The following is a 13,158-nucleotide window of genomic DNA, read 5'->3' on the forward strand; positions in this document are numbered from 1 at the left end:
TCTCATTCACTTAGGTAATCTTCTAATTGCCCAGTAACTCCTGAGCAATGTTACTTTATTTCGTGTAATCAACGTCTTTCGTTTCTTTAGTTAGCAACCAAGCCACTACCGAAACAACAGCCAAGGCTAGCATGTAGTAACCAGCTGAGTGCAGACCATATTCAGCAATCAACCAGGTCGTGATCGATGGTGCTACTGCAGCTCCAACAACGGCTGCCAAGTTGTAGGTAATTCCCGCACCGGAATAACGAACCTTAGTTGGGAATAATTCTGGAAGCACGGCACCGACTGGTCCATATAAGGATCCCATAACCAAGAAACCAAGACCGAGGAACAACAGCATCCCAAACATGTTGTGTTGGCCTTCGAGGAAGTATGGGAAGACTAAGGAGTAGACAACCAAAGCTACCGAAGCGGTTAACAAGACCTTCTTCCGGCCGATCTTATCAGCTAAAATTGAAGTCAGCATAATCAAGGCCGCAAATTCAACAATCGCACCCATTAGTAATAGCAAAAATTCTGAATGGCTAAAGCCTAAGGACGTGGTTGCATACGACAAGGACCAAGTTGTCAACGTAAAGAAGAGCGCATAAGTTGCACCCATGATGAAGGTCCCTTTAGCAATTTCCCGCCAGTTGGACTTGAAAACTTCCTTCAATGGTGACTTGGTAGTATTGTCTTGTTCTTGCGCCAGCTTGAACAATGGCGTTTCTTGAAGCCGCCGCCGGACATACAATCCAATAAAGACTAGGACTGAGGAAGCCCAGAAAGGAATCCGCCAACCAAAACTAGTCATTTGGGCCGGCGTCAAAACATTTTCTAAGACAAAGAAAAGGCCGTTACACAAGAAGAAACCAATCGGTGCCCCAACTTCTGGAAAGGCTCCGTATAAGGCCCGCTTATCAGCAGGCGCATTTTCAGTAGCCACCAAAACGGCCCCTGACCATTCACCGCCAAGGCCGATTCCTTGAACAAAGCGGCAAAGACACAAAAGCAATGCGCCCCAAACCCCAATTGAGTTATAACTTGGGATAAAGCCGATGGCCACGGTAGCAACCCCCATCACCATTAGAGAAACCACTAGGGTCCGTTTCCGCCCTAACTGATCACCAAAATGACCGAATAAGAAGGAACCCACTGGGCGAGCAACAAAGGCGTCATTTGCGGAAAGAAGACACTGGGGAAGTATGCGGCAGATGCCGTTCCATAAGCATAAAAGTCAAAGAATTCAATGGCTGTTCCCATTAAAGAGGCTAAAATAACCGTTTTGACTGGATCGGCTTTAAACTTAGGTAATGTTGTGCTGCGAGCTTGATCGTTCGTTACATCCATAAAATATTTCCTCACTTTTCATTAAGCTTCTCTAATCAAACAAAAAGCCAGTTAACTGATGAACAGCTAACTGGCTAACAGATTTCCCATTAACAAGTTGACCATCCACATCACTAAAACTGGTCACGGTGATGCAGACAATCTCAAATAGATCCGCACCACCTACTGAATAATGACTCGGATAATAATTTGACGATTAGTTTGTAAAAGACTTGTCAATGTCATAAATCTGTTCCTCCTTGATTTGATGTTTTCAAGATTATCATCAGTAAAATTAGAAGTCAATAAGAAAATTAAGTTTTTTTAATTTTTAACATCTTTTCGATCCTATGCTATGATCTTGATAGACTTTATACAAAAGGATGTAACCGAATCCATGATTACTAATTTTATTTTCGATATTGATGGAACTTTAATTGATACCAGTGAGATGTACATGCCGGCAATGATCATGGCCTTGGCTGATTTTGGTTATCATTATTCCCCAGAAGAAGAGATTAAATACCAAAAAGAACTTTTCGGAATCACTGGTCACGATTCACTAGTCCAACTAGGTATTCCTGAAAATCAATTATCCGAAATCCTAACTCGCTGGAATGAGTACACAAACCAACGAAAAGCTTATATGCGTTCCTTGTCTGGAATTGCGGAGGCCCTGGACCAATTAGCACAACGTCCACAAACCCAATTAGCCGTCGCAACCTCCAAAAAAGCCCCTGAATATGCTGATTTCACCCAGCGATTTGCCTTTGCTAAATATTTTAAAGTGGTGATTAAAGAAGAAGACACCCGTAAACACAAACCCGATCCTGAACCATTATTAGCAGCTATGCAAGGGCTCGCAGGAAGCCCTGAAAATACGATCTATGTAGGCGATACCGTTAATGATCTTAAGGCCGCTCATGCCGCTGGGATGAAATTTGCGGGGGCCCTCTATGGTAGTTCCCAACCAGAAAAAATCCAATCTGCTGACTTTTTACTCCATCAACCAGCTGATTTATTAACCATTAAATGACTATCTTTAAATAGCTTATGATATCGTTTGATGAAGCCAGTTGCAATTGGTACAATCAACACTATGATGAATCGAATTAAAGCTTATCTTAATTACAAAATTATTATATCAGCGGCCTTTTTGTTGCTGGCTTTAATGATTATTGCCGGCTTAGCGCATGTTTCCACGGTTGATGAGACCAAAGCGCAAGCAGTGGCTAGTTCACAGTCAGTAAAAAAGGCCAAGGCTGCCCAAAGTTCCTCAACGATTGACTGGCAAGGTTCTTCCGAGAAAAAAGCTTACCCCGATGTCAACAAGTATCCTAATATGTGGGTAAAAGTCTCCATTAAAAAGCAGCGCGTCTACCTTATGAATGGTCAAAAGGTGCTATATACCATGTATTGTTCGACTGGCTCTAAGGAAAGCCCGACTCCGACTGGAACCTTTTACATTCAAAGTGAACGGGGCGACTTCTTTTACAACGCCGAAAGTGGGGAGGGGGCCAAAAACTATGTTTCTTTTCTTAATCATGGTGAGTACCTCTTCCACTCTGTCCCTACTGATCAGAACGGGAATTTCATTGAGTCGGAAGCAAAAGAACTGGGGAAAGAATCCAATTCCCATGGTTGTGTTCGACTATCAGTTACTGATTCAAAGTGGTTCTACGATAATATCAAAGAAGGAACTAAAGTCGTCATTAAGTAAGCAAAAAGTCGCCACTAGGGCGACTTTTTAGTTTGACTGCTTTTTCAACTGTTCAGCTAACTTAGCTAATTGCGCCCCCATCGGTGTATCGGCCAACGTCTCATTCGTAGCTTCAACTTCTTCCTGGTGATTTTCAACCGTATCTCGAACAAATTCGACCAAGGCCTTTTCCCCAACTTCAATCAAATTAAAGTCAATACGGGCCCCCGCAGCCGCCTCATGCCCACCACCATGAAAGTACTTCTCAGCAAACGCGGCCACATCTAGTTCCCCATTACTGCGAAAAGAGATACTTTTCGGACTGACAACCATGGCCGCTTGGGCGTCAGGATGATCTTTTAGAACTTGATGACCTATTTCAGACTTGTAATCATTAGCATAGACAATTGCCCAAGTATGACCATCAAGCCTAGCTTCCACTACATCTTTTAAATGATGCTTTAAATATTGGCTCCGCCGCTCATTTAAAGTCGTAATTAGTAATTCATTTTGATGACGATAGGTCGCCCAATCAGTCGCCAATAACTGTTCGATAAAGGCCGCGGAATAATCCAATGGATAAAACCAGAATAGTTGATCTAATTCATCGGCCATTTGACGAACTTCAGCTGCCATATCGGGATCATTTTGCCAATCCCAGGTATCATAGGCCCGGATCGCTTCGACATATTCCGCTAGTGATGTCTGGCGAGCACTAGCTAATTGATCAAAATGGTCCTGGCTTTGCAACCATTCCCAGACGATACTGACGGCACTCGGATTTTCGATTGAACTGGTCACCACGTTCTGCCGATATTTTTGGCGCATCTCAGCCTCACTATCATGATGATCAAAAATCAACCAGTGATTAGCAAAGTAGCGATCTAACTGTTGGATGGTGTAATCATTATCGGGGGTCATATCCATGATATAAACATCCGTACACTGGCTGGCAGCTGGATCCCGTAGCCATTGCGCTAAGGCATCATCAATTCTTCCAGCACCGATAGGTTCGATTTCAAAGGTCGTCTCCGAAAACATGGTCGGTTGGACCGCTTTTAGTAAATAGGGAGCGCCAAACCCGTCTAAATCGTTATGTGAAAATACCTTAATTGTTCTTGGCATGTTTTTCTCCTTTAAGGCTCAGTTTCTCAACATTCAGCACCTTGTCAAACCATCCGTTTGTAAAGCTTTGTTCATGACTAACTAGAATCAAGCTTCCCTTAAACGACTGTAGTGCCTGTTTTAAGGCTGCTTTCGTGGGTTCGTCAAGATGATTGGTCGGTTCATCTAAGATCAAAAAATTGGCCGGCGTGAGCTCTAAAATAGCCAGCTTAACTTTGGTTTGTTCGCCCCCCGATAATAGTTGGAGGGGTTTCATCGTATTAGTAGCGTTGATGCCAGCTCGAGCCAACCGTTGGCGGATCGTTTTTGGTAACATCGTTGGAAATAAATTTTGCAGAGTTTGTAGTGGTGATAATGATGGATCATCCCAGATTAGGTCTTGATCAAAATAATTCACGATCGTCGAAGGCGAAAAACTAGCAGTTCCACCCAGCGCAGGAATCTCACCCAGAATAGTTTTGATGAGGGTTGATTTCCCGACCCCATTAAAACCACTAAACAAGATTTTTTCGCCACTGGAGATCGAAAAAGTCACTGGAGCCAGCAACGGTCGTTGATAGCCGGCACTTAAATTCTCCACCCGTAATGCATTCGCTGACCCCGTATTCTCATAGGGAAAATTAAAACTAGCTTGAACATTATCACTCGGTGGATCAATCCGATCCATCCGCGCTAACATTTTTTCCCGTGACTTCGCCATGGTCGACTTTGAGCCCGCTTTATTCTTACGGATAAAGCGCTGGGCCTTATCAATGACTTCTTGTTGCTTTTCATATTCGCGTGCTTGGAGCGCCTGCCGTTCGGCCTTTTGTCGCATTGCTTGTTGGAAACTTCCCCGATACTTTATGATCTTACCAAAAGCGACATCACAAATCGTATTCGTAACTCGCTCTAAAAAGTCATAGTCATGTGAAATGATCATGGCTGCCCCGTCATAATTACTTAAATATTCAATTAGCCATTCGATATGGGCAGTATCTAAATAGTTCGTCGGTTCATCTAGTAAAATCACGTCAGGTTCTTCTAACAGCATTTTGGCTAGAATGATCTTGGAACGCTGTCCCCCACTCATTTCGGCTACGATGTGGTCACGACCTAATTCAATTAAACCTAACCCCGTCATTACCCGTTCAATTTGGGTATCGATCTCATAAAAATGATGGGCGTCAAGATCCGCTTGGAGTTGACCGGCCTGATTGAGCAAATGGTCATCCAATTTTTCGACATAGTCTGCATAAAGTTGGTTCATCTGGTCATTTTTGGCATACAGATCTTGAAAGGCGGTTTGGAGGAATTCGATTAATGTCATCCCCGCCTTAATATCAACATATTGATCTAAATAACCGATCTTAAGATTCTTTTGCCAAGTAATTTTCCCAGCAACCGGTAACACTTTGCCAATTAGGATTTTAATTAGGGTGGATTTTCCGGCTCCATTTTCACCGACAATCCCCATGTGCTCGCCTCGTTCTAATTGAAAACTAGCTTGATCATATAATTTCTTATCAGCATAACTCATGGTTAAGCCGTTTACATCTAAAACCGCCATTACAATCTCCTTCAATTCAATGGTTTGATTTTAACACGCCCCTTGCATCAGAGCTGACTTTTCCCTTAAAATGGCTAGGTTATCATAAAAGGAGTTCTTAGTCATGGACAAACTATTCGAACACACTTCAATTCCGAAAGCCTATTTCACCTTGGCAATGCCCGTCGTCTTAAGCATGGTCGTCACCTTGGTGTACAACATGGTTGATACCTTCTTCGTTTCCCAAACCCAAAATCCTAATTTAGTCGCCGGAGTTTCGCAAAGTGCCCCCATCTTTACTTTTTTGATCGCCCTTGGCGACATTTTTGGTCTAGGCGGGAGTTCGGTAATTTCCCGCCTCTTCGGCGAAAAGCAAGATCAACTCGGCCGCAACGTTAGTGGCTATGCTTTTTACGGCTCGATTTTATGCGGGATTATCGTCACGATCATTATGTTGGTTTTTAAAACTCCAATCTTGCACTTATTGGGAGCAACCAGTGCTACCTGGCAATATGCCAACGAATACTATACGGTCTTGGTCAGTGGGGCGACCTTTATTGTTTTTGGTCTTGCCCCTACTAATATTTTGCGAACCGAAGGACTTGCCCTGGAATCAATGAAGGCAAGTATGATTGGGACGATTTTAAATATTATTTTAAACCCCATTTTCATTTTCCCGTTAGGTTTAGGCGCTGCCGGGTCGGCAACCGCCACCGTCATCTCCCAAATTATTAGTGATGGATTTTTAATCTACTATACACACACCAAGAGTACCCGTCTCACAACCTCAATTAAAGAAACTAAAATTAGTCGTCATCTCCAATGGGAACTGTTCGCAATTGGAATCCCGGCTTCCGTTACTAATATTATGTCAACATTTGCCATCGCCCTTACCAATCATTACCTAATCCCTTACGGGGCTGATAGCGTCGCTGCTATGGGTATCGCCCTCAAGATTAGCACTATTATCAATATGGTTTTCGTGGGCTTTGCCTTTGGCGCCCAACCGCTAATTGGTTACACTTATGGCGCCAAAGATGCGAAACGCTTTAATCAAATTATGAAGTTTGATTTACAGGTAGTCTGTGGCTTTTCAATTATTATGACCGTCTTGATGTTCATTTTGGCGCCTACCCTTATGAAAGGCTTCTTGCACGATCCACGTGTCATTTCTGAAGGTGCTGGAATGATCCGCTGGTTGGTCTTATCCTCCACCTTCGCCGGAATTATGTTAGTTTTTACGACGATGTTTCAATCAATGGGAAAAGCTTTCCCAGCCTTCTTACTCTCGGTCAGTCGCCAAGGCCTGATCTTTTTCATCGTCATTGTCATTACCAGTCAATTATTCGGCTACACTGGAGTTATCGTGGCGCAACCAATTGCCGATGTCCTCACCGCTGGTTTAGGGATTTTGCTCTTTTTAATTTATCGACCAAGGTTCAAGTAAATAATAAGAAGCTGGGAAAAAAGCAATCAGGCGTCCCACAGGGATAACCAAGAACGAATGTTAGTACGAAAGGAACTGACGTGAGTTCGTAGTTAGACTCGCGGGGCGCGCTTTTTGACCGTAATTACGAGTATGATCAAAAGAATAAGGGTGGAAAAAACTAATCAAAGTTTTTTCCACCCTTACTAACGACAATGATAATTGCCGCCAAATCCTATTCAGCTAATTTTCGATCTAGATAATGTGACAGTTGTTGGTAATTATAAATTCCAGTTACCTTTTCTTTAGCCACCCCATCACGGAACAGGACCAAACTAGGCATACTCATGACCTTATAGCGTTGTGGAATTGAATTATCTTGTTCAACGTCATAACGAACAAACTTAACTCGGTCCTGATAATGAGCTTCTAACTCATCTAAAACTGGAGCCATTAATTTACAAGGGCCACACCAATCTGCCCAGAAATCCACTAGGGTAATCGGTCCCTCTAAAGCTTGCTCAAAATCAACTGGACTTACATTAATCGCCATTTTTATTTCCTCGCTTACGAATAAAGTGAATGATTAAGGTCACTAGGAAAACAATTAAAATAAAGGTACCGAACAATCCCGATGAAATTTCAATATCAATTGCCGGAATTGTTAAAAAGAGCTTAATCGCGATAATAAAGATTAAGACATAGGCCATTGGTTCTAATTCCGGAACCTTTTCCATTAATTTCATTATGAACTCGGCAATGCCCCGCATACATAAGATCCCAATGATCCCTCCAATTAGGACAATCACCGGATTATCAGAAACGGCAAGCGCCGCTAAAACTGAATCAATTGAAAATACAATGTCAGTAAATTCAATTTGCGCCACAACCGCCCAGAAGCGTTTGCGCCCCGAGAGATTCGCTAACGATCTCTGACGTCGTTGATGTGCCGGCTTTTTGCCAAAGAATTTCACATGGAAGAATCGATAAGCCATGTAGGCTAAATACGCCGCCCCGATGACTTTAATTTCCCAAAAATTGATTAAATAGGTTCCAATCCCAATCACCAAGAATCGGAATAGGTAGGACCCCCAAATTCCATAAAACAGGGACTCTTCTTGTTCCCGCAAATTAGGTAAAACTCGTGTTTGCGCTGCCAATACGACTGCATTATCAACTGACAGCAAACATTCCATTAAAACTAATGAAAAGATGATCAGCCAATCCTGACCCGATGTTAAAACTGATAGCCAATTGTGGCCACTAAAAAAGGGACCATATAGTTCTCTTAAAAGTGACAATTAAGTCCATTCCTCCTTTTTATACCGTGTCATTTATTTTAACAAAAAATCGCTCTCAACTAAAAATGATATTACTTATTGCTATTGAGTCGAGTTTGTTTATCAGTCGATTAACCAAATTCCTGATTGTGATAAAACTATTGGACAACACGATTGTAAAGTTGTTATAATCAATACAGAAATAATATTTAAGGGAGATCTAAGTATGGTTAAAGCAACTAACGATTCACTAGTACAACTAACGATTCAAGAAATTAGCAAACATGGCTACCAAAACATAACCTTACGTCGATTAGCTAATGAAATTGGTGCCACTACCGGGGTAGTTTACTCGCATTTCACAAATAAGGAAGATTTATTCGCTGCCGTTACCTATGCTTTATCTGAACAAATGGCGGATAAAGAAGAATATAACGACTACAGCGATTCAACTGAGGCCATTATCAAAATCGGGGAAGATTTGATTAAGTGGTATATGGATGAACCAAACTTAGCAAACTTCTTCTTCTCGAACCCTAGCTTATCAAATGTCTTCAATGGCAACCGCCAGGGCTTGACATTTATTGACATTTTGAAGCGCCACATCACTAACATCAAAGAACAAACGGGCTTACACTTTAATGAACAAGTGCTCTTTATTCAATTCTGGTCATTTGTTCAAGGCTACATTATGTTACTAAGTCAACACATGACGGATCCAAACCCACTTATTATCCGGAGTACGGTTAAGCAACTAATCGGCACGATTCATCCTTAAGACTTCATGGAGGTTCTCCTATGCTCAGTTCAGTCCAATTAAATGAACATAGCTACTGGGTTAGCGTCTTTGAACCTCTCCCCAATGAACAACAAGAACTGTTTGAACGATATGAAGTCACTTCCGACATGTTGGACTACGCCATTGACCCCTTTGAAAAGGCTCGTATTGAAATTGACCATGATGCCCATATCACTCTGTTGATTTTTGACGTTTACATCGCCCATCCCGAAGAGGACGATGATGTAACGGCTCCTATTGGGATCATGTTGACCAATAATAATGTCTTAACCTTTACCAACGCCCAAACCAACTTTGTCAACGGAATTATTGCCCAATTGATTAAGAACGAGCGGGCTCACCACCCGATTCATTCAATTTATGATGTGGTGCTTCCCTTGCTCTATCAATTGTCGACCGACTACTTCTTACCGATCCGAAAAGCTGATAATCAGCGTAAAGCCCTCCAAAAGAACATTCGCAAACGCAATGAGCGCGTGTCGATTAATAAGTTTATGGAGTTGGAAACTAACTTGGTCTATATTCTAAGTTCGATCCAAGGAAATGTCTCCTTGCTCCAGGAGTTTAAGCGGCGTTTTTTATATACGCTAACTACTAGTCAACAAAATAAACTTGATGATGCCATCATTGAGGCTCAGCAAGGACTCGAAATGGCCCAAATGACTTCGGATGTTGTTTCCCGGGTTTCATCGGCCTATAGCAATGTTTTAGATAGCAATCTAAACCAGACGATGAAATTTTTAACAGTTTATTCAATCATCCTAGCCATTCCACCAATTGTTTCAGGTTTTTATGGTGAAAATGTTAAAAGCCTTCCCTTCGCGCAAAATGACTGGGCTTGGCAAATCACGGTCATTATCACCTTAATTTTTATTGCTTTATCAATTTGGTTCATGTTCAATAAGCGCTGGTGGAAATAAAATTGTTATGATTCTCTCTTTTTGGAGAGGATCTTTTTATTTCTTAAGGGTATAAAATGTGTCCTTTTTGTGACCAGAAGTGTAATCTGTTGCATGCATATATTAAATTATAGTAAAATTGTTTAATGAGAATCTTATTATACATTGGAGGAAACGATCTCTATGGCAATGATTGAATTTAAAAATGTTCAAAAATACTATGGCGATTTTCACGCTTTAAAAGACATTAACCTAAAAATCGACGCCGGCGAAACGGTAGTTTTAATCGGCCCTTCTGGTTCAGGAAAAAGTAGTTTGATCCGGACGGTCAATGGTCTTGATCCGATTCGAAGTGGTCAACTAATCGTTAATGGATTCGATCTTGGGGATAAGAAGACCGATGTCAACAAGATCCGCAAAGATGTGGGGATGGTTTTCCAACATTTCAACCTATACAACAATAAAGATGTACTTGAAAACATTATGTTGGCTCCCCGGGTAGTTTTAAAACGGCCTGAGGAAGAAAACAAAAAATTAGCTATGGACCTCTTGGAACAGGTTGGTTTAGCTGATAAGGCCCACAATATGCCGGCTCAACTGTCAGGTGGGCAAAAGCAACGGGTGGCAATTGCGCGGAGTTTGGCCATGAAGCCAAAATGTCTGTTATTTGACGAACCAACCAGTGCTTTGGATCCGGAAATGATTGATGATGTTTTGGATGTTATGAAAGAAATTGCCCATCGTAGTGATATGACCATGTTAGTGGTGACCCACGAAATGGGCTTCGCTAAGGCCGTGGGAGACCGGGTTATCTTTATGGCCGATGGTCGGATCCTCGAAGATGACTCAACTGAAAACTTCTTCGATGGGGAACCATCAAACGAACGGGCTCGCCAATTCTTAAGTAAGATTAACGGACACATTTAAGGAGGCTGGCATGAAGAAATTTTGGCGCCGATTGAGTCTGATTGCCATTATGGCTACCTTAGGGCTCACCTTATCGGCATGTAGTACCACCTCTGTGGCAAATCGAAATGTTTTAAAAGCGGATCAAAAATCCAAAACTATTACCTGGGGGGTTAAAGCTGATACCCGCTTATTTGGGTTGGAAAATATCAAAACCGGTCAACTAGAAGGGTTTGAAATTGATTTAGCTAAGGCGATGACCAAGAAGATTCTGGGTCCTGATGCTAAAGCCGAATTCGTCCCCGTCACTAGTAGTACGCGGATTCCACTTTTAAAGAATGGGAATATCGATGCGATTATGGCAACCATGACCATCACTCCCGAACGGGCTAAACAGGTTGATTTCTCGAAATCCTATTTTGATGCCGGTCAATCGATCTTAGTTAAAAAAGGGAGTGGCATCACTAGTATTAAAGACTTAAACAAAAAAGGAAAAGTCATTCTCGGGGTTTCAGGATCATCCTCGGTCCAAAATGTGGCCAAGGTTGCTCCTAAAGCCACGGTCTTACAATTATCAGACTATGCTCAGGATATGACGGCCCTCAAGTCTGGCCAAGGGGATGCCATGACCACTGATAACGGGATCTTATACGGGTTAGCCAGCGAAAACAAAGGCTACGAAGTCGTTGGTGGGACCTTTACCAAAGAACCATATGGGATTGCGGTCAATAAAAATCAAAAGGCCTTCTTGAAGAAACTGAACTGGGCCCTCGAAGAATTAGAAAAAGATGGCACCTACAATAAACTATTGAAGAAATGGTTTGGCGATGTCAAAGGCTTTAATTACGAGGAGATGAAGCGCTCATGATTAATTTAATTACATCTAATTGGCAATTATTCTTATCCGGCCTTGGCGTCACCCTCGCTTCTAGTATTATTGCCCTAATCTTTAGTTTAATTATCGGGACGGTCTTTGCCCTGCTGGAATTATCAGAACATCGTTGGATTCGGATTTTAGCCAATATTTACGTGGAAATTTTCCGAAATATTCCTCTTCTGGTAATTACCATGGCCTTCTTCTTAATCGTACCGTTATACATCGTCAAGATTAACGGTTTTACTGCCGGGACCATTGGTTTAACCCTATATACATCGGCCTTTATCGCCGAAACCGTCCGCTCGGGGATCAACTCCATTGATGAAGGACAGCTGAAAGGGGCCTTAGCCAACGGACTAACATACTGGCAAGCCATGCGGCTCATTGTTTTACCGCAAGCCTTCCGGGTGGTAATTCCACCGCTAGGGAACCAATTTATTAACCTCGTTAAAAATTCTTCCGTCTTAGCCTTCGTCGCAGGATTAGATTTGATGTATGAGGGAAATTTAATTGCTAGCAACACCTTAGAAACGATGCCATCATACTTTATTGTTGGGGTCTTATATCTTGTGATTACCCTGCCTTTAAGTTATTACATGCGGCATTTGGAAAAGAAATTAGGATAGGAGGAAGAAGGGTATGCAAACTTTTATTGATGCTTATTCATGGATTAACATCCGCTTCCTCTTGGAAGGATTATGGGTTACGATTGAAATTTCAGTCATCTCCATTTTGATTAGTTTAATTGTCGGCATTCTCTTGGGAACCATTCGGTACATGCGAATTAAGTATGTTTCGGCAATCGTGGGCTTTGTGATTGATATTATTCGAAACCTCCCATTACTGCTTATCATTTTCTTCGTTTACTTTGGGCTACCTAATATCGGTTTCCGCCCACCAGTAATTCCTTCAGCGATTATGTCAATGTCACTGTTTGAATCAATGATGATCGCGGAAATTGTCCGTTCTGGTTTACAAGGGATTGATATTGGGCAAACTGAAGGGGCCATGGCTAATGGAATGACTCACTGGCAAGCCTTACGGATCGTGGTGCTTCCCCAAGGATTGAAGCACATGTTACCGGCCTTAGTCAGTCAATTCATTTCCCTAGTTAAGGATACTTCTTTAGCAACGATTATCGTGCTACCAGAATTAATGTATCATGCCGAAATTGTCTATGGACAAAATAGTACATACATTATTCCAATGTTCGTGGCAATTGCGGTAATGTACTTTATCGTTTGTTACTTACTATCATTACTATCACGTTATCTAGACCATAAAATGGCCTAATAAAAGGAGGGTGAG

Annotated in this window: 13 protein-coding genes and 1 pseudogene; 9 read left to right on the forward strand and 5 right to left on the reverse strand. The window is 42.0% G+C overall.

The features are described 5' to 3' along the window. Nucleotides 1-55: 55 nt before the first annotated feature. Nucleotides 56-1,332: pseudogene (locus FC60_RS01345) on the reverse strand (MFS transporter). Between the two features lie 376 nt (nt 1,333-1,708). On the opposite strand from FC60_RS01345, the gene FC60_RS01350 reads away from it, so the two are divergent. Both FC60_RS01350 and FC60_RS01355 read left to right on the forward strand, forming a co-directional pair. Next, nucleotides 1,709-2,347 (forward strand): HAD family hydrolase, encoded by a 639-nt coding sequence (locus tag FC60_RS01350; protein ID WP_056936720.1) that lies wholly within the window; start codon nt 1,709-1,711, stop codon nt 2,345-2,347. A gap of 66 nt (nt 2,348-2,413) precedes the next feature. After that, nucleotides 2,414-3,031 carry a L,D-transpeptidase family protein gene (locus FC60_RS01355; protein ID WP_420804644.1) on the forward strand — a complete coding sequence of 206 codons (618 nt, stop codon included), beginning with the start codon at nt 2,414-2,416 and terminating at the stop codon, nt 3,029-3,031. Between the two features lie 27 nt (nt 3,032-3,058). Here the strand turns inward: FC60_RS01355 and FC60_RS01360 are convergent, their stop codons facing one another. Together FC60_RS01360 and FC60_RS01365 are read right to left on the reverse strand one after the other, a co-directional pair. Then, on the reverse strand, nt 3,059-4,135 hold the full coding sequence (locus FC60_RS01360; protein WP_056936721.1) for a phosphoesterase: 1,077 nt from the start codon (nt 4,133-4,135) through the stop codon (nt 3,059-3,061). Next, the gene (locus FC60_RS01365) at nt 4,119-5,684 is read right to left on the reverse strand and encodes an ABC-F family ATP-binding cassette domain-containing protein (protein WP_056936722.1); all 1,566 of its coding nucleotides are present in this window, start codon (nt 5,682-5,684) and stop codon (nt 4,119-4,121) included. Before FC60_RS01365 ends, FC60_RS01360 begins: the two co-directional genes overlap by 17 nt. Before the next feature lie 103 nt (nt 5,685-5,787). Between FC60_RS01365 and FC60_RS01370 the strand changes: the two genes are divergently transcribed. Next, a complete protein-coding gene (locus FC60_RS01370) occupies nt 5,788-7,110 on the forward strand; it encodes an MATE family efflux transporter (RefSeq protein WP_056936723.1) in 1,323 nt (440 codons plus the stop codon). A gap of 214 nt (nt 7,111-7,324) precedes the next feature. Here FC60_RS01370 and trxA read toward each other — a convergent pair whose 3' ends face one another. Next, a complete protein-coding gene (gene trxA, locus FC60_RS01375) occupies nt 7,325-7,642 on the reverse strand; it encodes a thioredoxin (RefSeq protein WP_056936724.1) in 318 nt (105 codons plus the stop codon). Then, entirely contained in the window at nt 7,632-8,390 is a 759-nt protein-coding gene (locus FC60_RS01380; protein ID WP_056936725.1) for a DUF475 domain-containing protein, read from the reverse strand. Before FC60_RS01380 ends, trxA begins: the two co-directional genes overlap by 11 nt. A 205-nt stretch (nt 8,391-8,595) precedes the next feature. Here FC60_RS01380 and FC60_RS01385 point away from each other — a divergent pair, with 205 nt between their 5' ends. From FC60_RS01385 to FC60_RS01410, 6 genes are all read left to right on the forward strand, one after another. Next, complete coding sequence (locus tag FC60_RS01385) at nt 8,596-9,147, forward strand: TetR/AcrR family transcriptional regulator (RefSeq protein WP_056936726.1); 552 nt, start codon at nt 8,596-8,598, stop codon at nt 9,145-9,147. Between the two features lie 20 nt (nt 9,148-9,167). After that, entirely contained in the window at nt 9,168-10,088 is a 921-nt protein-coding gene (locus FC60_RS01390; protein ID WP_007121775.1) for a magnesium transporter CorA family protein, read from the forward strand. Nucleotides 10,089-10,250: 162 nt separating this feature from the next. Continuing rightward, nucleotides 10,251-10,994, forward strand: coding sequence for an amino acid ABC transporter ATP-binding protein (locus FC60_RS01395; RefSeq protein ID WP_056936727.1), 744 nt, complete (start codon nt 10,251-10,253; stop codon nt 10,992-10,994). 10 nt (nt 10,995-11,004) lie between these two features. After that, nucleotides 11,005-11,841 carry a transporter substrate-binding domain-containing protein gene (locus tag FC60_RS01400; RefSeq protein WP_040467861.1) on the forward strand — a complete coding sequence of 279 codons (837 nt, stop codon included), beginning with the start codon at nt 11,005-11,007 and terminating at the stop codon, nt 11,839-11,841. Next, nucleotides 11,838-12,476: an amino acid ABC transporter permease gene (locus FC60_RS01405; protein ID WP_056936728.1), complete on the forward strand. Its 639-nt coding sequence runs from the start codon at nt 11,838-11,840 to the stop codon at nt 12,474-12,476. Before FC60_RS01400 ends, FC60_RS01405 begins: the two co-directional genes overlap by 4 nt. A gap of 13 nt (nt 12,477-12,489) precedes the next feature. Then, nucleotides 12,490-13,143, forward strand: a complete 654-nt coding sequence (locus FC60_RS01410; RefSeq protein WP_056936729.1) for an amino acid ABC transporter permease — start codon at nt 12,490-12,492, stop codon at nt 13,141-13,143. The last annotated feature ends 15 nt before the right edge of the window (nt 13,144-13,158 follow it).

Origin of the sequence: Limosilactobacillus gastricus DSM 16045 (genome assembly GCF_001434365.1) — a bacterium.
Lineage (GTDB): Bacteria > Bacillota > Bacilli > Lactobacillales > Lactobacillaceae > Limosilactobacillus > Limosilactobacillus gastricus.